At 56.2% G+C, this 21,613-nt stretch carries 20 protein-coding genes; 16 read left to right on the forward strand and 4 right to left on the reverse strand.

The annotated features are described in order from the left end of the window. Nucleotides 1-113: 113 nt before the first annotated feature. Nucleotides 114-1,463 (forward strand): anti-phage deoxyguanosine triphosphatase, encoded by a 1,350-nt coding sequence (locus FQB27_RS05580; protein ID WP_169559846.1) that lies wholly within the window; start codon nt 114-116, stop codon nt 1,461-1,463. A 32-nt stretch (nt 1,464-1,495) separates the two neighbouring features. On the opposite strand, the gene FQB27_RS05585 is transcribed toward FQB27_RS05580, so the two are convergent. The 4 genes from FQB27_RS05585 to FQB27_RS05600 all read right to left on the reverse strand — a co-directional run bounded on the left by FQB27_RS05585 (nt 1,496) and on the right by FQB27_RS05600 (nt 5,967). Further along, on the reverse strand, nt 1,496-1,906 hold the full coding sequence (locus FQB27_RS05585; protein WP_169559847.1) for an MAPEG family protein: 411 nt from the start codon (nt 1,904-1,906) through the stop codon (nt 1,496-1,498). A gap of 167 nt (nt 1,907-2,073) precedes the next feature. Next, nucleotides 2,074-3,003 (reverse strand): lysozyme inhibitor LprI family protein, encoded by a 930-nt coding sequence (locus tag FQB27_RS05590; RefSeq protein WP_169559848.1) that lies wholly within the window; start codon nt 3,001-3,003, stop codon nt 2,074-2,076. 97 nt (nt 3,004-3,100) lie between these two features. After that, nucleotides 3,101-4,183, reverse strand: coding sequence for a C45 family autoproteolytic acyltransferase/hydrolase (locus FQB27_RS05595; RefSeq protein WP_169559849.1), 1,083 nt, complete (start codon nt 4,181-4,183; stop codon nt 3,101-3,103). Nucleotides 4,184-4,359: 176 nt separating this feature from the next. Beyond that, nucleotides 4,360-5,967 carry a hypothetical protein gene (locus tag FQB27_RS05600; RefSeq protein ID WP_169559850.1) on the reverse strand — a complete coding sequence of 536 codons (1,608 nt, stop codon included), beginning with the start codon at nt 5,965-5,967 and terminating at the stop codon, nt 4,360-4,362. A gap of 323 nt (nt 5,968-6,290) precedes the next feature. On the opposite strand from FQB27_RS05600, the gene FQB27_RS05605 reads away from it, so the two are divergent. The 15 genes from FQB27_RS05605 to FQB27_RS05675 all read left to right on the forward strand — a co-directional run bounded on the left by FQB27_RS05605 (nt 6,291) and on the right by FQB27_RS05675 (nt 21,592). Next, complete coding sequence (locus FQB27_RS05605) at nt 6,291-7,316, forward strand: TRAP transporter substrate-binding protein (protein WP_206374340.1); 1,026 nt, start codon at nt 6,291-6,293, stop codon at nt 7,314-7,316. 79 nt (nt 7,317-7,395) lie between these two features. After that, the gene (locus FQB27_RS05610) at nt 7,396-7,899 is read left to right on the forward strand and encodes a TRAP transporter small permease (protein ID WP_169559851.1); all 504 of its coding nucleotides are present in this window, start codon (nt 7,396-7,398) and stop codon (nt 7,897-7,899) included. Between the two features lie 9 nt (nt 7,900-7,908). After that, on the forward strand, nt 7,909-9,237 hold the full coding sequence (locus FQB27_RS05615; RefSeq protein WP_169559852.1) for a TRAP transporter large permease: 1,329 nt from the start codon (nt 7,909-7,911) through the stop codon (nt 9,235-9,237). A 1-nt stretch (nt 9,238) separates the two neighbouring features. Then, nucleotides 9,239-9,796 (forward strand): GAF domain-containing protein, encoded by a 558-nt coding sequence (locus FQB27_RS05620; protein ID WP_169559853.1) that lies wholly within the window; start codon nt 9,239-9,241, stop codon nt 9,794-9,796. After that, nucleotides 9,771-10,997: a metal-dependent hydrolase family protein gene (locus tag FQB27_RS05625; RefSeq protein WP_206374342.1), complete on the forward strand. Its 1,227-nt coding sequence runs from the start codon at nt 9,771-9,773 to the stop codon at nt 10,995-10,997. The genes FQB27_RS05620 and FQB27_RS05625 overlap by 26 nt, the downstream gene beginning before the upstream one ends. Before the next feature lie 48 nt (nt 10,998-11,045). Then, complete coding sequence (locus tag FQB27_RS05630; RefSeq protein ID WP_169559854.1) at nt 11,046-12,182, forward strand: C4-dicarboxylate TRAP transporter substrate-binding protein; 1,137 nt, start codon at nt 11,046-11,048, stop codon at nt 12,180-12,182. A 103-nt stretch (nt 12,183-12,285) separates the two neighbouring features. Then, complete coding sequence (locus tag FQB27_RS05635; RefSeq protein WP_169559855.1) at nt 12,286-12,897, forward strand: TetR/AcrR family transcriptional regulator; 612 nt, start codon at nt 12,286-12,288, stop codon at nt 12,895-12,897. A 29-nt stretch (nt 12,898-12,926) separates the two neighbouring features. Then, nucleotides 12,927-13,472 carry a TRAP transporter small permease subunit gene (locus FQB27_RS05640; protein ID WP_169559856.1) on the forward strand — a complete coding sequence of 182 codons (546 nt, stop codon included), beginning with the start codon at nt 12,927-12,929 and terminating at the stop codon, nt 13,470-13,472. Then, a complete protein-coding gene (locus tag FQB27_RS05645; RefSeq protein WP_169559857.1) occupies nt 13,469-14,824 on the forward strand; it encodes a TRAP transporter large permease in 1,356 nt (451 codons plus the stop codon). The genes FQB27_RS05640 and FQB27_RS05645 overlap by 4 nt, the downstream gene beginning before the upstream one ends. Before the next feature lie 92 nt (nt 14,825-14,916). Continuing rightward, nucleotides 14,917-15,594 carry a FecR family protein gene (locus FQB27_RS05650; protein WP_169559858.1) on the forward strand — a complete coding sequence of 226 codons (678 nt, stop codon included), beginning with the start codon at nt 14,917-14,919 and terminating at the stop codon, nt 15,592-15,594. Between the two features lie 408 nt (nt 15,595-16,002). Continuing rightward, a complete protein-coding gene (locus FQB27_RS05655; RefSeq protein WP_206374344.1) occupies nt 16,003-17,610 on the forward strand; it encodes an ABC transporter substrate-binding protein in 1,608 nt (535 codons plus the stop codon). 63 nt (nt 17,611-17,673) lie between these two features. Next, nucleotides 17,674-18,684 (forward strand): ABC transporter permease, encoded by a 1,011-nt coding sequence (locus FQB27_RS05660; RefSeq protein WP_169559859.1) that lies wholly within the window; start codon nt 17,674-17,676, stop codon nt 18,682-18,684. Nucleotides 18,685-18,694: 10 nt separating this feature from the next. Beyond that, on the forward strand, nt 18,695-19,600 hold the full coding sequence (locus FQB27_RS05665) for an ABC transporter permease (RefSeq protein ID WP_169559860.1): 906 nt from the start codon (nt 18,695-18,697) through the stop codon (nt 19,598-19,600). After that, nucleotides 19,597-20,607, forward strand: a complete 1,011-nt coding sequence (locus FQB27_RS05670; protein ID WP_206374346.1) for an ABC transporter ATP-binding protein — start codon at nt 19,597-19,599, stop codon at nt 20,605-20,607. The genes FQB27_RS05665 and FQB27_RS05670 overlap by 4 nt, the downstream gene beginning before the upstream one ends. Beyond that, nucleotides 20,600-21,592, forward strand: a complete 993-nt coding sequence (locus FQB27_RS05675) for an ABC transporter ATP-binding protein (RefSeq protein WP_169559861.1) — start codon at nt 20,600-20,602, stop codon at nt 21,590-21,592. Before FQB27_RS05670 ends, FQB27_RS05675 begins: the two co-directional genes overlap by 8 nt. The last annotated feature ends 21 nt before the right edge of the window (nt 21,593-21,613 follow it).

Raw genomic sequence — 21,613 nt, forward strand, 5'->3', positions numbered from 1 at the left:
TTTCGCCCACCATCTTTATTGTTTGCCGCTTGTTTATGAAGGCAGTCCGGTTTTCCTGATTTTCAGAAATGCAGGCGGGTGCCCCGGTGAAGTTACAGGTCTTGAGGTCGGGTATGGGTCAGTATTGGGAAGAGCGTCGTAGTGGATGGGTCAAGCAGGACGACGACGTCCGTTCCTCATGGGATGTGGATTATTCGCGGGTGGTGCATTCCTTCTCGTTCCGGCGGTTGCAGGGCAAGACGCAAATCCTCAATCTGGGGGATAGTGACTTTTACCGGACGCGCCTGACACACTCTCTTGAGGTCGGGCAGATTGCCTCCGGGCTGGTGCAACAGTTGCGGCATGACCATCCCGACCATCCCGCGTTTCGCTGGTTGCCCGAAACTCCCCTGATACAGGCGGTCAGTTTTACCCATGATCTTGGTCATCCCCCGTTTGGGCATGGCGGGGAAGTGGCCCTGAATTACTGCATGCGGGATCATGGCGGGTTTGAGGGCAATGCCCAGACCCTTCGTATCCTGAGCCGGCTTGAGAGAATGTCACAGGACAGCGGATCTGACCTGACTCGCCGGGCGTTGCTGGCGGTCCTGAAATACCCGGTGTCCTATTCCATGGCGCGGGACATTGAAACACCGCCTTCTTTGGCGAAAAGCATCAACACCATTCGGGTCATTGACCGGCAGAACTCTGTCCCCCCGAAATGTTACCACGATGATGAAAGCGATGTGGTGGACTGGGTCCTGAAAGATATTACATCGGCGGAGCGAGAGCGGTTTCAGGCCGTGGCGCGGGACAGGGCGGGACATGGAAAATCCCTTCACAAGTCATTTGATTGCACGATCATGGATCTTGCGGATGATATTGCCTACGGCGTTCATGATCTGGAGGATGCTATCTCCCTTGGATTGATCAGTCAGGAACAGTTCCGCGAAGGTGTCCCGGAAAAAGCGCTTGGCCCCTTTCTGGAGAGCCTGACGGACAAATATCCGAACGAGGCCAGTCACGATGCCTACGAAAAATTTGTCTCGGAACTGTTTAACAAGGAAGGACAGCGCAAACGCTATATCGGCCGGATGGTGCATCACTTCATCACGGCGGTACAGATTGTTGAGGCCGAGGGGTTTGAGGAAAGCCTGCTGAGGTACCGCGTCACCATGCCCGCCGAACAGAAGGCGTTCCTGAATGCGCTGAAAGGCCTTGTGTTCAAAAAAGTGATAAAGAGCGCTAACGTCCAGCATCTGGAATTCAAGGGCCAGACAATGGTGGTGTCCGTGTTTGAGGCATTTGAAAGTGACCCCGAGGCGTTGCTACCGGATAGCGTCTTCCGGCAGTTCCAAAAAGCAGGGGACAACCCGTCCCGTGTTATTTGCGACTATGTGGCGGGGATGACAGACGGGTTCCTTCTGAAAACCTACGAGCGACTTTTCAGCCCGCGCATGGGATCGGTTTTCGATCGGCTGTAAGGAGGGGCCGGTCTTTTCTCCGGCCCATCGGATCAGATCACGCCCAGCAGGACGAGGGCGAGGACAACTTCTGCGCCGAACCCGACTGCAAATGCCAATGTCCGCAGCACGGGAATGCCCGCCACATAGATGGCAAAATGCGCCAGTCTGGCCCAGAAATAGACCTGTGCGGCCATGGCGGTGAGGGGGGAGGCGTTGCCGGTTATGGCAATGGCCAGGATCAGGGGCGCGAAAATAACCAGATTTTCAATGGCGTTCTTGTGGGCGCGTTCATTTCGATAGGCCCAGTCCGCTTCGGGTGTTCGGCCGGGCTCTGGCGTTTGCATGGCCTTCAGAAGGCCCAGTTCCATAACCCGGTTCAGGATATAGGGAACCCACATCAGAACGGTGAGAAATGTTGTGAGGACCAGCCAGTAAATTTCCGGTGATAATGTATTGGTCATGATCGTAAACCCCCAGATAGCAAGTCATGATGCAATGTCTATCTATTGAAATAGTATTCTGTTTTGCGGTTTTATTTAAGAAAATGAATATTTTCTGGTCCGGGGGGATTTTATCCCACCCTTGCCGAAGGAAAATTCCCGGCAAGAGTGGGTTGGTCGTATCTTTATCAGGAGGCGGCGGGCGTACAGGTGATATCTGTCCCGTCATTGCCGCGAGAGAGCGAAAGGCCTTCTTCATTCAAGGTAACACTGAGGCCGAAGGGACCGGTGAAAGGGCCATCGAAAGCTGTTTCGTCGGTCTGTTCCTGTTCGGTGGAAGGGCTGATCCAACGGACAAGAATGTCGCGCCGATCTCCCTGTTCCAGTGCCATCGCAGGCCACGGGGTTGTATTGAAAAGAGAGACGGCGATTTCATTGGCAGGCTGACCGCACTGATAAAAGGTCACGGCTTCGGACGGTTGCAAGGCCCATTCTGCCTCAAGGCTTGAAATGCGCTGAAGATACTGGTCGCGGGTGCAAGTCTTGATGTTCTCTCCTGCTTTCCAGCAGTCATTGCGGCCCTTGATCCAGCCTCGCTGTGTGGCTCTCAGGGTGTTGACGGCCTTGCCAGGGAAGGCGTCAAGGCCTTTCGCTCTGGCCAGCGCCCCCTGATAGGTATGGGTCAGGGTTTGGTCAAGGGACATCAATTCCCCATCCTTGCAGATCAGGTTTTCAACGGCCCCTTTGGCCCGGGCACAGTTATAGGTCGGGGTTGCCGGCAGGCCATATTCCGCCAGATGGATATTCTGAACCCAGCCGGATCGCCCGAAATAATCGATCTGGCACCAGATTTTTGTTTTTGCCTCTTCTTTCTCGGCGTCGGTCATCTGGCTCCATTCCCCAAAGGGGGTGATGCCGATGCACCCGCGATTTTTAAGACCGGTCCGACCTTCGGTCAGGGTGAACAGAAGAGGCGCGTTCAAATCCGCCGTTTCATGGACAGGGGCGGTATGGCCCGCCCGGATTTGAAAATGGTCCGGCCCGCTGGCGTCGCTCAAGGCGTTGGCCACCGGGAGCGAGGACAGGGCAAGGATGAGAAGCAGCAGTTTCTTGTTCATGAGGCGCATCCAGTTGGGCAGAGGGTAAAAGGGGTACGGTTTCGCAAGCTGCACCCTGCGACAGGAAAATGTCCGCTTTGTGACGGCCAGCCCCGTCCTAGGATACGGGCGCAGGCTCCAGAATAAGGCGACTGGTATAGGCGTTTTGATGATCGGGGCCAAGATGAACGGAAATTCGCACTTCCTCTGGTGACAATTCAAAAATACCGGTGCCCAGCGTCTGGCCATAATCATCGCCGCCGTCTTTCGGGCGCCGCAGGATTTCATGGCCGGGCAGGTTGTCAAACAGGATGTCCGAAGCTGTCGTCGCAGACAGGTCCGCCTCCCGGAGCAACTGATCCGCCCGATCCTGCCGCACATTGGACGAATGGGTAATGGTTTGGGGAATATCCCGAAGGTTTGGTCGGATCAGGTGGTTGGCATGGGCGGACGGGGAACCCGTTATGGTCTCGATATGGCAGGTGCTTGCCGGGGCCTCGACCGAAGCAAGCCGGTTTTCCGCAGCCGATCCCAGATTATGATGAAAACCGGAGGCCCGGTCCGGGCGCTTCAGAAGGTTCAGGGCCTCATCCAGTGTTCGGGCGGACAGGATAGCGCGGCAGATGAAATGGCGCGGCAGTCCCGGTTTCAGGTCATGGACACGAACGTTATTGATGGTTTGCACCAGCCCGGCGGCGTTGGCCCCCATGGAATGTCCGGGGATCATGCCGGGATAGAGGAAACTTTCAAAGGCTGGCCCGGTATCGGGCTTGGCAACCAGCCAGAAGCAATTCCCGTCATAATCCGCGGAGCCATCCTCATTGTGGGCAATGGTGGCAGGTTGATCGGGCGTTGCCGGCAGAATGAGGGAGGTGCAGCCTTCGGTCAGGCCAAAGGCAACGGCAGGCGAGATGTCTTCCGGCCACCGCAAATCCCCCCGGCAATTCCAGAGAAATGCCCGCTCATAGGCAATACCCATCCCGTCGGCCATCCCTTCAAGTTCGCGGGTTAAATCGGGAAAAATTCTGGCGGTCATGTCCATCATCTGGCGAACATAGTCCGAGCCGGTCCAGCGGTTTTCGGTTTCAACAAATTCCTCGTTATGGATTGTAACCCGGTGGACGGTGTCGGCAATGGCTTCACCAATGGCGCGGCCCATGTCATAGGGGGCGCCGGACGCGTTGATAATGTGAAGGGGCATGACAGGCTCTTTTTTGGGTGACCTTGGGTCAGGGTTATGATGCTTCTTAACCAGCACTATAACTGTTCATGGGGATTGTCCAACCGGGAATGGTGCGGGCCCGCAAGAAAAGAGCCCCGGCAGGCGAGGCTCTTTGTTAGCTGTTATCCCCTTCAGCGAGAGGGGGTGTTATCGCCCTAGAGGCGAGACCTCAGGCGGGAGTGCTTTTTTCTAATGGCGCTCTCCAGATAGTATTTGGCCATGGGAAGGCATTTGGCCAGATTTGAGGATTTCTTTACGCTGCCGACCACGATGAAGCCAAACTCGGTGAGCCGGGGAACCGTTGTCATGCCGTTGGAATAGTCCTGATTGCCGGTGTTCCCGGCTTTGGCATGGTCGGTCAGAATGGCAGAAACCTCTTGGCGAAACGCCTTCAGTGTTGCCTTGTCCGTGATGCCGAGATGTTTGCTGGCTACCAGAGGAGACAGTGATTTCCACGCCTTTTGGTTATTCAGGGGATAGATGTCGTACACCCGTCCATCCGCATGCAGGATAGGGCCGGTTTTTTCCGCGCCAACCTTGTTTTCGATGGCGCAGCTATCATGAAGCCAGGCTGAAAAGGCGACTTTGTTCAGGCCGTAGCGAGAGATCGTGTCATCAAAGGCCGCCATGGAAATCCGGCCGTTCTCCAGTTTTTCCGGGATGGTAATCCCGGTTTTTTGCCGGACCAATGCCCGGTATGTCTGGTAAGCACCTTTGTAGAAATCGACCGACGGGTTGGGGACCTCCTCTCCCGCGTCGCCTTTCGGGACCGTCGACTGATCAATCTGGTATACGATCGGGAAGGGTTCCACTGTGAAATCCTCATGCAGACCGTCCGGATCCGCGGCCGTATCCGCAAACACCTTGCTGGCGACAAGCTGGTATTCCTTGAGGCGTTCTTCCGGGGCTTCGATCTGCTTGTTGATGGATTTGATCACCAGAAACTTGTCGGTGTGGATCGTGATCAGGTGATCGGACGCAGGCGTGTGGGTAACCATCTTCTCGGAATAGGCAAGGAGCAGGGCCTCAATCAGGGTGGTGGTCTTGACCCTCGTCCCGTTTTCCCCCGAAATATAGGCTCCGGTTGCGTCCTTCAGGGTATGAAGATCCTGCCCCTTCACAAACATGTATTGAAGCAGAACGGTCGGTATTTGACGCATCTGTCCGTGTGGGGCCTTGATGGAATTATAGACGGTGCCAGTAAAAAAGCCGTAGGGGTGTCCGGTTTCATGATTGAAGGTGAAGACCGAAACAATGCGGCTCGGGATCTCATCGGCGGCAGGTTTATTCGCGTGCCCATCCACAAGACGTTTGACGACCTTGGCGCCATATCGGCCCCGCTTGTTGTAAACATCCAGATCGGTTTGCTGAAAAATGATGCTGCACATCAGGACGTAGAGGTTCTGGCAAGGCGCAATGTTGTTGCCGCCGGTTACCCCTGCCGGGTCATCCCAGACCATCATGCCACGGCGCCGGGTTGAGGTGCCGCCTTTGTCTGACTTGATCGTTGCCTTTTCTACTTCAAAGGACAGGCCGGGAAAGTTCGGGTCCAGAAAACCTTGCGGCGTAAAGAAATATTGATCCGTGTTCTCGGCGACATTCCGGGTCTGATTTCCAAGAACGATCTGGGTCAGGCTGTAAAGGTCTTCCGTCGTCCGGGGAAGGGGGACCTGTGTGCGCAGGGCGCCGCCGACCTCAAGAAAAGGATGTATTTTATTGATGGCGGGAATGAACTCTTTATCAAAATGACTTTCCTTGGTCATGGAAAGGGAGAGTTTGTGGAGTTCCTTTTCATAATCTGTTTTAGGTGAGAATGACTCTGGAAGAAATCTTTCAATATCAGATCCGAAAAAAGGGTTTTTAATCGATTTAATCATTAAGCAAATACCAATTTTTATTTAAATTAGAATTTTCTATATTTAATTGATTTTGCTTTTTTCAATTTTTATTTAATTTTTTATTTTCTCATGTTCGCTGCCCTTTTGGGGAAGGGTGTGAATAAATGTTATAAATAAAAACAGTCTTGACTGACTTTTTTTGAATAATATCATAAATATCTGATTGAGCTTTAAATCGGGAGAGTGAGATGAAGATGCGTGAAGGCTGTGTAAGGGGGTGGAAATACGGTGTTTTGGGGGCGCTGGCTGTCATGTCCATTGCGGCTGTCGGAAGCGACAGTGCGGCGGCGGAAAAATGGAATCTGGCCAACGCCTACGGGGCCAATACCCTGCATGTTGAAGGAAACGTCGTTTTTGCCGAGGCGCTTGCCAAGGCAACTGGCAAGGAAATTGAGGTAACGGTCCATTCCGGGGGATCCCTCGGCTTCAAGTCTGTGGATCACTTTGATGCGGTCGGGGACGGGGCTGTCCAGATCGCCGATACACCGGGCGGTTTTTTGGGCGGAATTGACCCGCTGATGAACCTGTCGTCCATTCCTTTTCTGGTGAAGTCCGTCGATGAAGCACGGGTTTTGCTGGAAATCGCACGCCCGGAATATGAGAAGGTGTTTGCGGACAACAACCAGAAACTTCTCTATGCCTCTCCGTGGCCGGCATCCGGCATCTGGGCAAAGGTTCCGGTGACGGATGTTGAGAAGCTGAAAGGCGTGAAAATCCGGACATTTGATCCGGGCGGGACCACGGCGTTTAAAAACCTTGGTGCGGCACCGATCCAGTTGGCATGGGGCGATGTTGTCCCACAACTGGCAACCGGCGGTATTTCAGCCGTTCTGACCTCGGCGGAAGGTGGGGTAACCCAGAAATTCGTGGAGCATACGGCGTATTTTACGGAAATCAACTACGCGCTTCCCCTCAACTTTGTGCATATGAACGCGGATGTTTTTGGTGGGTTGTCACCGGAACAGCAAAAAGCGGTTCTGGAAGCGGCAAAGACAGCGTCAGACCGTAACTGGCAGGAAGTGACCGGCCGAACCCAGCGAAATTACGAGAAGGTGAAGGCTGATGGCGGAACGGTGATCAATACGGGAACTGACACCCTGCTGTCCGACCTGTCCGGGGCCGCAGAGGATGTTCTGAAGGCCTGGGCTGAGAAGGTTGGACCCCGCGGGGACGCGATCCTCACCGAGTTCCGTTCAAAAACGTCTTCTAACTGAGCCTGTCGGATATCGGTTTAACACAGGCAGGATACCGGTGAAGGCAAGGCTTTCACCGGACACCTGAAGGGAGGCGGGAATGCTGATTAATCTGATTGAAGGGGCCGGACGGCTGGCGGCGGTCCTTGCGGGGGTGATCCTCGTGGCGATGGTCGGCTTCGTTCTGTACGAGATTGTTCTCCGGTCCTTCTTCGCGTCCTCCACCTATGTGCTGGACGAGTTTGTGGGATATGGCGTGGCAATCATGACATTCCTGTCTTTTTCCATGGCATTGCGGGAAGGCACGTTTATCCGGGTCAACCTGGTTATTGCCAATGTGCCGCCGGGACTTCGCCGAATGATCGAAGTGCTGTCCTGCGCCCTTGGAACGGCCATTTTCTCGTTCCTTGCGGCCTATTTGTTGAAAATTGTTGTTCGCAATTTCGAGCGTGGGGTTGTCAGCAACTCTGTCGCAGAAATCCCGCTTTGGGTTCCCCAGTCCCTGATGCTGGTGGGGGTCATGCTTCTGGTCGCGCAGTTCGCTGCCCTGACGGTTCAGTATGTGCAGGGCGCCCCCATCAGTGATAGCAGCGAAGAGTTATAGGAGCGTGACATGACGGAGCTGGCAACGGGATTGATCGTTCTGTTTCTGATCTTTTTTTATCTGGGGCTGGGGGTGTGGGTCTTTATTGGCCTGATCAGCGTGTCCCTGACGGTCCAGTTCTTCATTCTGGACATGTCCCCGGATACCATTGGTGCCATCGCCACCAAGATCATGGTCCGCAGTGCCAGTTCGTGGGAACTGGCCGCGATCCCCATGTTTATCTGGATGGGGGATATTATTTTCAGAACGGATATTTCACGGCGGTTATTTGATGGACTGGCCCCGATTGTGAATATTATTCCCGGGCGCCTGCTGCATGCCAATATTGTCGGCTGTACCGTTTTCGCGGCGGTCAGTGGTTCCAGTACGGCAACGGCCGTGACCGTTGGCAAGATCTCCTTGGAAGAATTATCCGCCAGAGGATACGACCGGTCCCTTGCTGTGGGGTCACTGGCCGGGGCGGGCAGTCTGGGGCTGTTGATACCGCCTTCCATTGTGATGATTGTCTATGGCATTCTGGCCGAGGTTTCCATCATTTCCCTGTTCGCAGCGGGGGTTCTGCCGGGGTTGATGATTGCAGCCCTCTATTCCGGGTATATTTCCCTGCGGGCCAAGACCGGGGACGGGATTGTCCCGCAAGTCGCTGAAGGCGGGGGCGGGAATATCCCCCGTGTCCGGCTGGCCGATCTGGTCAATCTGCTGCCTGTCGCCCTGTTGATTGTCGTGGTGCTGGGGTCCATTTATTCCGGCCTTGCCACCCCGTCCGAGGCGGCGGCCATCGGGGTGTTAGCGGCGCTGGTCATTGCCTTTGTAACTGGACAACTCAGTCTGGACCTGCTGACACAGTCCGTCATGAGTTCGGTCAAGATGTCGGCCATGGTGGTGTCCCTTGTCGTCGCGGCGGCCCTTTTGTCCACAACCATGGGATATCTGCACTTACCCCAGAATGTGGCGACCATGATTTCCGGGATGGAACTGTCGCCCTATGCGCTGATTGCGCTGTTGGCTGCCTTCTATGTGTTGCTGGGGCTATTTCTTGAAGGCATTTCCATCACCGTGATGAGCCTGCCCATTACCTTACCCCTGATCGTTCAGGCCGGGTTTGACCCTCTCTGGTTCGGGGTGTTTCTGATCCTGATGGTGGAACTGGCCACCATTACCCCGCCGGTTGGTTTTAACCTGTTTGTGCTGCAGGGGCTGACAAACATGTCGATCAGCCAGATCGCCCGCGCGTCCATGCCGTTTTTCCTGTTGCTGTGCGTCGGGGTGGTTCTGTTGACCCTGTTCCCGGAAATTGCCCTGTGGCTGCCGGAAACCATCCGGGGAGGGGGCGGCTGAGATGACGGTTGAGACGGCCAGACTGATCCGCGCCGCCAACGATCTGGAGGAGGCGGTCGCCAGCACCCGGTCCCTGAAGGACATATGGAGGCAGGCCGATGCGACCTTTTCCGACCTGATCGGCCATCGCTTGTTCACGGTGCTGTTGCATGACGCGGAGCAAGGGGACGTGGAACGTGTCTATACAAGCCATCCCGAGGCCTATCCGGTGTCCGGGCGAAAAGCCATGGGGAGCACGCCCTGGGGCAAACTGGTTCTGCAGGAGGGACAGGTTTTTCTGGGCCGGGATGTTCAGCATATTCGCTGGGCCTTTCCCGATCATGCGGTGATTGAGGGATTGGGCCTTGGGTCTGTGATCAACCTTCCGCTCCGCTGTCTTGGGCGGACTTATGGAACCATTAACCTGCTGCATGAGGCCGGGTTTTACCGGCAGGAGCAGATCGGGGTGGCCAGATGCCTTGCGATCCCGCTGGTGCCTCTCGGTCTTCATCTGGCTTCTGCAGCGAACGCCAATCAACAATCTGGGAAAGAGCATGCCGACAACGACAATTACCATTAATAACGCAAACCTGCTGGACGTGCGGACCGGGAACCTGCGCGGGGCCCGGAACCTGTTCATTGAAGACGGGGTTATCCGGGAAATATCGGCCAGCCCGGTCGCGGTCGGCGATGAAAGGCTTGATCTGGATGGCATGGTCCTGATGCCGGGGCTGTGCGATGCCCATGTTCATGTGGTGGCGGCCACGGCCAACTTTAATTCCCTGATGCGCTGGTCCCCCAGTTATGTTGCGGCACGGTCGGGGCAGATCCTGTCGGGAATGCTGTCCCGCGGCTTTACCACGGTTCGCGATTGCGGGGGCGCGGATTATGGCCTTGTCCAGTCGATCGAGGAAGGGTACCTGATCGGTCCCCGCGTGCTGTTTGCAGGGCATGCCATTTCCCAAACCGGCGGCCATGGCGACATGCGGGAGAAGGGCGAGCATTGGGAAAGCTGTACCTGTTGTGCCGGGCTTGGCCGGATCGCCGACGGTGTTCCCGAGGTTCGCCGCGCCTGCCGGGAGGAACTTCGTAAGGGGGCCAACTTCATCAAGATCATGGCGTCGGGCGGTGTTTCCTCCCCAACCGATCGCATTGGCAATACCCAGTTTTCCATCGACGAGATTACCGCCGCCGTGGAAGAGGCGGAAGCCGCCCAGACTTACGTGGCTGCGCATGTCTACACGGCCCGGGCGGCCAATCGGGCGCTTCGCTGCGGGGTTCGTTCCATCGAGCATGGCAACCTGATCGACGATGAAACCATTGACCTGATGCTGGAGAAAAACGCGTTTCTGGTGCCGACCATGTCCACCCACGAGGCCTTGAAGGTGGAAGGCCGGGAAGGTGGCCTGACCGATGACATGTATGAGAAAGTGGATCAGGTGGTGGAGGCCGGATACCGCACCCATGCCCATGCCCACAGTCGGGGCGTTCGCATGGTGTTCGGAACCGACCTTCTGGGCCCCATGCACCGGCATCAACTGACCGAGTTCAAAATTCGCAGCCGGTTCCAGACCCCGGCGGAACTGATCCGGTCGGCAACCTTGACCGCGGCAGAACTGTTTCAGATGGAAGGGGAAATCGGTGAGTTGGCCCCCGGTGCCCGGGCGGACATGATTGCCCTGTCCGGGGATCCGCTTGCGGATATCGGGGTCCTTCAGGATCCGGACAGGTATCTGAAAATGGTGATGAAGGGCGGGCAGATTTTCAAGAATGCATTGTAGGAAATGAATTTTCTGATGGGATTTAATCAAACAGAGACAGGAGAGGGTATGGGAAATCTTGTTAAAAACCTGATCGCAGGAACGCTTGCGGTGTCAACCGTCATGGGGGCCGGCCTTGCCAGTGCCGAAACCATCAAGGGGAATATCTTTTTCCCGGATACCCATCCGCTGGCGCAATTTGGATATCTGGAATGGGCCAAAATCCTTGAACAGGAAAGCAAGGGCGAACTGACGGCCAAGGTCTATACGGGCACGGTCCTGTTGCCGCCCCGTTCCGGCATGTCCGGTGTTCGGGATGGTATTGTGGATGTGGGCTATCATGCCGCAACCTATACCCCGGCAGAACTGCCGATTACCAACGCGGTTCAGGAAATGGGGCTGAATTACAGCGACCCGCTTGTCATGATCGCGGCGGCAACCGATTTCAACATGACCAACCCGGACGCCCTGTCCCAGTGGCAGAAGGCCGGGATGGTTTTTACCGGTGGATACAGCACGCCGCCCTATAACCTGATGTGCCGGATGCCGGTGCGCAGCCTCAGTGATCTAAAGGGAAAACGCCTCAGGACCGCCGGGGCCGCCATGTCCAGATGGGTGGAGGAGGTCGGGGCCGTCCCGGTCAATATTCCGTCCAGTGAAATGTATCAGGGGGTTGAGAAGGGGACACTGGATTGTGCGGTCAACGTGGCCAATGACCTCAAGTCCCGAAGCCTTTGGGATGTGGCAAAACACACCACCATGGCGCCTTTGGGGTTGTTCTGGTCCGGGCCCATGTGGGGCTTTAATCAGGAACGCTGGGACGGGTTGAGCGCCGAACAGCGGGCTGCCGTTCTCAGGACCAACGCCAAATCCATGGCCATGCTGTATGTGGGGTATCAGGCCTCTATCCAGCAGGCGCTGGACGAAGCGGAAAGTCATGGGGTGACCATTTACCAGCCTTCGGGGGATATGCTTTCCTCCATTGAGAAATTCGCCGAGGCGAACCTTGGGCAGGTCTACGCAACAGCGAAAGAAAAATACGGTGTGGAAAATCCCGAGGAAGTTCTGGGCCGGTTTGATCAGAAAGTGAAGAAATGGGAAAGCCTGTTTGCTGCGGTGGACCGCAAGGATGCGGATGCCATTGCGGCGATTATTCAGACAAATCTGTATGACGGAATTGATACGTCCACTTATGGTGTAAGGTAATTCTGTTTCAATCGGAAGAGGGCGCGGCCCTCTTCCCCTGTATCTGGTGTAAGGGAAGTGATGTTTGTAAAATTGTCAGGGAAATTGCCGGGGGGAGGACGTCTTGACTGAAACTCTCAAGGCAGGGAAAAACGCAGAACGGTCTGCCCGCATGCGCGAGCGTATCTTGTGTGCCACCCTTGATCATATCTTTGAATGCGGGTTTGTTGCGGCGTCAACGCCGGCCATCGTCAAGCGGGCCGGTGTCTCTCGGGGGGCCATGCTGCATCATTTTCCAACAAAGGAACTGCTGATTGCTTCGGCGATTGAAAAACTTCTGGAAGATGAGATTGAGGATTTGCGCCGGGTCGCGGCGGCCTTCGCCGAGCATGAAACGACCATTGACGATTTTGTGGATGATATGTGGAAGCGGTTCTCCGGTCGTCTGTTCATGATTACGCTGGACTTCCTGAGCTACGCACGGACGGATGAGAAGATGCGCGAGGCACTGATCCCGGTCAGCCTCAATTTCCATAAATCCCTGAACGATATCTGGAAGCAGTTCTTCCGATATGAAGAGAAATCCGAGGAACAGGTTCAGATATTGCTGAATACCACCCTGTGCCTGATGCGGGGCATGGGGGCGCAAACGGTGATCCGTGAAGATGCCGCCTATTTCGATGCCATCCGCAACAACTGGAAACTGATTTTGCACAGCCAACTGGATAGTGCCTGAGCGGGGGCAGGGGGCAAATCGGGGGGATTATGGGAGAGAGAATACCGCCACTTCAGCGGTTGGAGCATGGTTTGAACAGGGTGACGCGGCTTCTGGCGGTCGTCTGCGGTTTTTTCCTCGTGCTGATGATGGTGCATGTGGGGGCGGATATCGCGCTGAAACTGCTGTTCAATGCGCCGTTGGTTGGCACGCTGGAGACGGTTTCCTATTACTACATGGTGGGCATTGTTTTTCTGGCCCTGCCCTTTGTGGAACTGCGAAGGGAGCATGTGGCGGTTGACCTGTTTTTCGTCAAGCTGCCACAAGGGGCGCAGGTTGTCGTATATGCGGCAGGAATGGTGCTGGCGGCGGGATATTACGGTCTCTTTTGTTTCCAGACCACGCTTGATGCCCTGAAGGCAACAGCGCAGCGGGAAACGGTCATGGCCAATTTCCTGTTCTATGTCTGGCCAAGCCGATGGGCGCTGTCTGTCGGGAGCGGGATTTTGTCGCTGATGCTTCTGCTGAAAGCGGTGGCGGCGATCGTCCGGCACAAGGTCGATGACGCCGGCGATGTGGTGGAGGGGATGACATGAGCGCCACAATGATCGGGGCATCCGGTATTTTCCTGACCCTGTTTCTGATGGCAGCGCGTGTTCCCATAGCGGTCGCGCTGGGGGCGGTTTCCATTGGTGGGATCATGCTGTTGATCGATACAAGGGCCGGGATGGGGATTGTATCCGGGGTTCCGTTCAACTTTATCGGCAACTGGGCATTGACGGCGGTGCCGATGTTTTTGCTGATGGGCTATATCTGTACAACCACCGGTATGACCAATGGCCTGTTTCGGGCCATGCGTATTCTTCTGTCCCGCTTGCCGGGGGGACTGGCAATTACCGGCGTTGCCGCCAGCGCGTTGTTCGCGGCAGCCTCTGGCTCCAGCGTGGCAACCTCGTCCGCCATGGCCCGTATCGCCGTGCCGGAGATGTTGAAATACCGGTATGATCCCGCCTTGGCCAGCGGTGTGATCGCCGCGTCGGGAACGTTGGGATCGCTGATCCCGCCCAGCATCCTGATGGTGCTGTATGGCATTTATGCCGAGGTTTCCATTGGCAAGCTGTTCATTGCCGGGTTTCTGCCGGGCCTGTTATCAGCGGCCTTGTATATGGGGATGATTGCCCTTCGCTGCCGCTTGAACCCGGCCTTGGCCGGAGGGGCGGCGGGTGCCGGTGGTGCTGGTGCCGCTGGCGGGGCCTTGGAAAATGTGCATTATTCCCTGAAGGAAAAACTGGACGCCTTGAAAGAAGTATGGCCGCTGCCTGTGCTGATTTTTTGTGTTCTCGGCGGAATTTTTACCGGGCTGTTTTCCCCAACAGAGGCGGGGGCCGTGGGGGCCATTATTGCGGTGGTGATTGCGATCCTGCGGGGGCAGATGTCCCTGTCCGCTTTTCGGGAGGCCGTGGTTTTCTCCATTCTTGGAACCTCCAGTATCTTTGCCATTCTGATCGGGACCCTGTTTTTTACCCGTTTTTTGGCGTTAAGCGGGTTGCCATCCGATCTGGCCGATCTGGTTCTGTCGGTTACCGGCGGGAACCCGTACCTGATCATCGCTGGGGTGGCGGTTATCTATGTGGTTCTCGGGATGTTCGTGGAATCCATCGGTCTGATGCTGCTGACCCTGCCCATTGTGCTGCCGCTGGTGACAGGGGCGGACATGAACCTGATCTGGTTCGGAATTATTGTCATCAAGCTGCTGGAAATCGGCTTGGTCACGCCGCCGATCGGATTGAACGTCTATGTGATCAAGGGGGCGCTCGGGACCTCCATTCCCATACAGACCATATTCAAGGGGGTTGCATGGTTCATTGTCATGGATGTTGTTGCCTTGCTGTTGCTGGTCATGTTCCCGTCCCTGTCCATCTTCCTGCCGGAATTCATGTGGCAGTAACCCTGTGCCGTTCTGGCGAGCCCGGTAAACCAATAGGGCCTGAACGCCGATTGTGGTAAAATGCCGCTTTCTGCAAGGCGGGGGGCGACTTTATGCGACAGATTTTCTTGTTCCATCAAGGGCGGGAAAAACGCCTGCTTTTGTTTGCAGGTGTAATTGCCATATCGGTCCTGTTGCAGTGTTTCATCGTCCGGCCGTCCAATGCGGCGGGCACGATGATCGGAACGGTGCTGACCCTGCACAAGACCGTATCTGTGGCACGGCGGGGGCGATCCCTGCCCTTGCGGCAGGGGGATCAGGTTTTCCGGGGGGACCGGATTGAAACCGGCACCGCCGCCCGCCTTGAAATCGGCTTTATTGATGAAACCCGTCTCTATCTTGGGGAACGGACCCGCGTTGATCTCGACGATTTTGACATTGCCCCGGCATCGCGGTCCGGAAAACTGTTCTTTGATATCCTCAACGGGGCTTTTCGCCTTGTGACAGGCCGGATCGGGAAGGCCGACCGGGCGGATGTGGTAGTGCGGACCCCCTTCGCGCATATCGGGGTGCGGGGAACAGACTTTTTTGCCGGACCGGCCCTTGGCCAGTATGGGGTTTTGCTGCTGAAAGGCGAAATTGAGGTGTTCAACACGGCCGGCCGCCGCCGCCTGACCGGGGAGGGAACCGGTGTAAACCTGATTGCAGAGGACGTACCGCCCAGCCCGGTTGTCCCATGGGGCGCCGCCCGCGCCCAGGCGGCCTTGGCTTCTGTCCAGCCGCAACCTTAAGGAACAGCGGAACACCCGGTGCCAAAGGAACAGGATCAACTGTGGAGGGGGCAATGATTCTTTTTACCCTGTTTCCCTTCGGGCAGAGGCAACTTTTGTTTTTTGAATAGATATTATTTTTTGTTCGGAATGCCGTTCTGGCCTCATGAATCCTCCCTCTTTCTCCCCTTTGGTTTTGTTGTTGTAATATTTAATTTTATTATATTCGCGGTAAGGGATGATACGTATTTTCCTGCCCGCCAAATACCGCTTCAATGCCACAGGAAGCCGATGTCCCCGTTGGAGAAAGGGGCCGGTTTTGCCGGGCAGGGAGCATTTTCATAGTCAGAGTTTCACCCCGTCCGGCCGACAGCGTTGGAAGGTTACCAAGGCGTAACCCTATTGTTTGGCACGAAGGGAAGGGACAGGATGGAACTCAGGAAACGAACATCGGGAACAGTGTTGACGATGTGTCTGGCGGCGGGCCTTCTGCTGTCTGGCGGGACCGCTGGCATGCAGGAAGCGGCGGCCTTTGAACGGGTGAACGGGGAGAAAATACTGGTTGTTGCAGGACGTCAGCCGGTGGATACCCTTGACCCCAGTATCAAGTATAATGCGTCCATCCGAATGATGCAGCAGGCCCTGTATGACGGCCTTGTGAAATATCAGGGAAGCCCGGCAGAGATCGTTCCGTGGCTGGCCGAAAGCTGGGACAAAAGTGAGGATGGCAAGGTCTGGACATTCTCGCTGGTGAAGAATGCAACCTTCCATAATGGAGACCCTGTCACCGCCGCTGCCGTGAAATTTTCCTTTGAGCGTACATTGGGTCTGAAGAAGGGGCCTTCATGGATGCTGGCGGATTTCCTGAAGCCGGAAGGGATCGAGGTTGTGGACGATCACACCCTTCGGTTTACTTTGGAAAAACCCTATGCGGCATTTCTATCGTTCCTGCCCTGGTGGTATGTGATGAACCCGGCCCAGATCGCGGCCAATGAAGTGGATGGGGATCAGGGCCAGAAGTGGCTGACCACGAATGCCGCCGGAAGCGGGCCGTACAAGTTGAAACGGTTTGAACAGGGCCGCCTTTACGAGGTCGAACGGGTCAAGGACTACTGGAAAGGGGCCAGCGGCAGCGAAAGCATTGGTGGTATCGTTTATAAGCTGGTTCGGGAAACATCGGCCCAGCGGGCCGCCCTGCTGCGCGGTGAGGCCGATATTGTCCTGAACCTGTCGCCCGACGAGTTCGAGCAGGTCAAGAAAGCCAAGGGGGTCAAGACATCCACCGACCCGGCGCTGACCTCGTTCGGTTTGAAGTTCAATACGCAGGGAAAGTATATGTCCGACAAGAACCTGCGAAAGGCGGTGGCCTATGCGTTTGACTATGACTCGCTGATTGCCCTGTTCAACAACAATGCGGTGCTGCAGACAAGTCCCTTTACCGATGCGGTGAAAGGCAAGATCAGTGTTGCCGATATCCCGCGTCAGGATCTGGAGAAAGCCAAGCAATATCTGGCAAAGTCCAACTGGCCGGACGGCGGGATCGAACTTGAATATGTCTTCGTTCAGGGCTTTGAGGCCACCCGGCAGATAGGGCTTGTCCTGATGGATACCCTGAAAGGCCTGAATATCAAGGTCAAGCTGGTGCCCCTGACTTGGCCGAATATTGTGGCCCGTGGTTCCAAGCCGGAGACAGCCGCCGATATTACGGCCATCTTCACAACGCCGGTGTCCGTGGACCCGGATGCGGTGGCCTATCAGTATCACCCCAAGTCATGGGGGCAGTATTACGGTACTCATTTCTATGACAATCCAAAGGTAAAGGGCCTGATTGAAAAAGCCCGTTACATGACGGACTGGCAACAGCGGGCGCCGATCTATGCGGATATCCAGAAGATGATCGTGGAGGACCAACCCGAAATCTTTGGCATGATGCGCAACCGCATGGTCGCCTATCGGGATTATGTCACGGGCTTCCAGTACAGCCCGGTCCGAATGACGACCGAGATCGACTTCTACGGTCTCGGGATTGGCGAGTAAGGGGCGGGGCAACCGCCAAGCCTTCCGGGCTTTGGCGGTTGCCAACCTTTTGAAAGGGTTGTCATGCTGAGTATGTTTTTGAAGCGCAGTGTCCTGATGCTGGGAATGCTGCTCGGGTTGTTGGTCATCACCTTCCTGATTTCCCATGTGACACCGGGGGATCCGGCGGCGCTCGCTGCGGGGCCGGATGCAACAACGGAGATGATCGAGCAAATCCGGACCGAACGGGGATTTGACAAACCGGTCATCCAGCAGTTCTTCCTGTATGCCTTTGGCATTCTGCAGGGGGATTTCGGGACCTCCATTCATACAACCCATGAAGTCTTTGACGATATTGTCGCCTTCTTCCCCGCTACGTTCGAGCTGGTGGTCTTTTCAATCCTGATTGCCATTCTTCTCGGTATTCCGCTTGGGGTGATCTCGGCGGTTACCCAGAACAGCTGGATTGATAACGTGATCCGCATTGTTTGCTCATCGGGGGTGGGATTGCCCATGTTCTGGCTGGGCCTGATGTTGCAATTGTATTTCGGCCTGCAACTGGGCTGGTTTCCGCTTGGCGGGCGGTTGGACCTGATGACCGATCCGCCAATGACCATCACTGGCCTGTATCTGATTGATGCGCTTCTGACCTTGAATTTCCCGGTTTTTCTTGAGGCGCTGCATCACATCATTCTGCCCGCGGTGGCGCTGTGTTTCCCGGCGCTGGCCTCAATCATTCGGGTGAACCGGGCCGAGATGCTGGAGACCCTGACACAGGATTATATCGTCAATGCCCGGGCGCAGGGAATTTCGGTCCTGCGCATTATCGGTCTTTACGCCCTCAAGAATTCCATCCTGCCCACGCTGGCGCTGATTGGCCTGCGATTTGGCTGGATGTTGGGTGGAACGGTGCTGGTTGAGTCGGTTTTCGACTGGCCCGGTATTGGCCTATACACGGTGCAGGCGGCGACCGCATCGGATTTTGAGCCTGTCATGGCGGCGACCCTTGTCCTGGGGGCGTGGTTCATGTTCGCCAATTTCCTCATTGATCTTCTTTATGGCTGGATGGACCCGCGGGTCCTGAAGAAAGGGTAGTGCGCGTACCATGACGGCAACGGAACAGACAAACGAGCCCGGCTGGCGGGAGCGTCATGCCAGTACGATCCGGATGGCGCGGCTGTATGCGCGGACCTTCCGGAATAACGGCTCTGCCATGCTGGGGCTTGGGATCATAACCGTTTTCCTGCTGGCGGTCCTGCTGGGGCCGTGGATCGTGCCCTATCCTGAGGATGCGACCGGGGCCATTAACCTTGCCAACAAGCTGCAACCGCCCAGTGCCAGCCACTGGTTCGGGACGGATGAGGTGGGCAGCGATGTCTTTACACGGGTCGTGATCGGCGCACGGGTGTCCTTGCAGATCGGTTTGATCGTCACGGGGATTGCCATGTTCATCGGTGTTCCCCTTGGCATCATCGCCGGATTTGTGGGTGGCTGGGTCGAGGAAGCGATCATGCGTGTCACCGATGTGTTCCTGTCTGTTCCGGGCCTTATTCTGGCGATTGCGATTGCCGGGGTTCTGGGGCCGGGTATTTTTAATGCCATGCTGGCCCTGTCGCTGGTGTGGTGGCCGGGATATGTGCGGCTGATCCAGGCGAAGACCCTGTCATTGAAAAGCGCAATTTATGTGGATGCCGCCCGTTCCATCGGGGCAGGGCGGTTGCGTATCGTGTTTGTTCATATCCTTCCAAACTGCCTGTCTCCCATTATTGTCAAGGGCAGTATGGATATGGGGATGGCCATACTGGGCGCCGCCAGCCTTGGCTTTTTGGGGCTGGGCGCCCAGCCTCCCTATCCTGAATGGGGTGCCATGATCAGTGTCGGGCGGAATTACCTTCCCGATTGGTGGTGGTATTCGTTCTTTCCGGGAATGGCCATTTTCCTGACGGTCCTTGGCTTCAATCTGCTGGGGGATGGCCTGCGCGATATTCTTGATCCGAAGGGGAGGGAATGATGGAAAAACCACTTCTGGAAATTCGGGACTATCGGCTGAATTTTAATACGTTCGATGGCGTTTATCATGCGCTGGATGGGGTTAATTTGTCCGTTGTGGCGGGGCAGAGCCTCGGGATTGTCGGGGAAACCGGCTGCGGAAAATCGGTGACGGTCCGGAATGTGCTGGGTCTTTTACCCAGCCCGCCAGCCGACGTCATTTCCGGGGAAATCCTGTACCGGGGAAAAGACCTTCTGCGGGTTGACCAGAAAGAGATGCAGCGCATCCGCGGCAGCGAAATCGCCATGATCTTTCAGGACCCGATGACTTATCTCAACCCGGTGTTTTCCATCGGCACCCAGATGGTGGACGCCATTATGGCGCAACAGAAATCCCTGCCACGGGAACAGCGGAAAAACAAACGTGAAGCCCGGCAGCATGCCATTGCCATGCTGGAAAAGGTTCATCTGCCAAACCCGGAAAAGCAGATTGACCGATACCCCCATGAACTGTCTGGCGGGATGCGGCAGCGGGTTCTGATTGCCATGGCCCTGTCCGGGGCGCCGAAGCTGTTGATCGCCGATGAGCCGACAACCGCACTGGATGTCACGATACAGGCCCAGATTTTGGATCTGATTGCCGAACTGGTGGAAGACATGGGGTTGTCCGTGATCCTGATTACCCATGATCTTGGGGTCGTTGCCAAGATTTGTGACCGGGTGGCAGTGATGTACGCGGGACAGGTTGTCGAATATGGATCGGTCGATGATGTGTTCACCCGTCCGCGGCACCCGTATACGGAAGGGTTGTTGCGTTCGATCCCCCATCCGGGGCGACCGCCGGAAAGCCTATCGGGCATTCCCGGATTTCTTCCCAACCTGTTGTCGCCGCCCAAGGGATGCCGGTTCTTTGAACGCTGTCCCAAGGCGCTGGAAAAGTGCCGGGAAACCCCGCCCCGGATCAGCCGCCCGGAAAAAGGGGCGGAAGCTCTTTGCCATTTATATTCAGAGGAGAGGGGCGATGCTTGATGTAAAGAACCTGACCGTTGGCTTCCCGGTGCGAAACCGGGGAGAGAAAGCCATGCTGATGGCGGTCAATGATGTATCCCTGACCTTGAACAAGGGGGATGCCCTGGGTCTTGTCGGGGAATCCGGGTCGGGGAAATCGACCATTGGCCGGACGATCCTGCATCTAAATCCTTCCACATCGGGGCATATTGCGCTGGACGGCGAAGAGATCACCCGGCTTTCCGCGGCGGGGGAGCGGGCCTTGCGAAAGCGGGCGCAGATGATCTTTCAGGATCCTCATTCTGCCTTGAACCCCCGCATGACCATCCTGCGCTCGGTGGCAGAGCCGTTGGTTCTGCATACCCGCTTGCGGGGGAGTGCCCTTCGGGAGAAGGTGGGAGAGTTGCTGGAAACGGTTGGGCTGCAAAAGCAGTTCCTGTATCGCTACCCCCACGAGTTGTCGGGCGGTCAGAAACAGCGGGTCTGTATTGCCCGGGCCATGGCCCTGAACCCGGAACTTCTGGTTCTGGATGAGCCTACATCGGCGTTGGATGTCTCCGTTCAGGCTCAGATTCTGGAATTCCTGAAATCCATCCAGCAACAAAAAAGCCTGACCTATTTGTTCATTTCCCACAATCTTGCGGTTGTCCGGTATATGTGCAACCGGGTTGCGGTGATGTATCTGGGAAAGATTGTCGAGCAAGGCCCGACCGAGGAGGTTTTCAAGGCTCCCCGTCATCCCTATACCAAAGCACTGCTGGAGGCTGTTCCCTTGCCCGAGGCAGGGCAAAGCCGCCGCACAGCCCCCCTTGGCGGGGATATCCCAAGTCCGCTCAACCCACCGACGGGCTGTGCGTTCCATACCCGGTGTGACAAGGCCATCGCCGGGAAATGCGACAGGGTGCCGCCGCCTGAAGTGGATTTTGGTCACGGTCACGTGGCGTCCTGCTTCCTTGGGGTTGAAGGGCAAGGGACAACAGGCGAAAAAATACGCGAACTGGCCTGAGGGGGCATCAGGTAACCGGGT

Origin of the sequence: Sneathiella chinensis, from assembly GCF_012720115.1 — a bacterium.
Classification (GTDB): Bacteria; Pseudomonadota; Alphaproteobacteria; order Sneathiellales; family Sneathiellaceae; genus Sneathiella; species Sneathiella chinensis.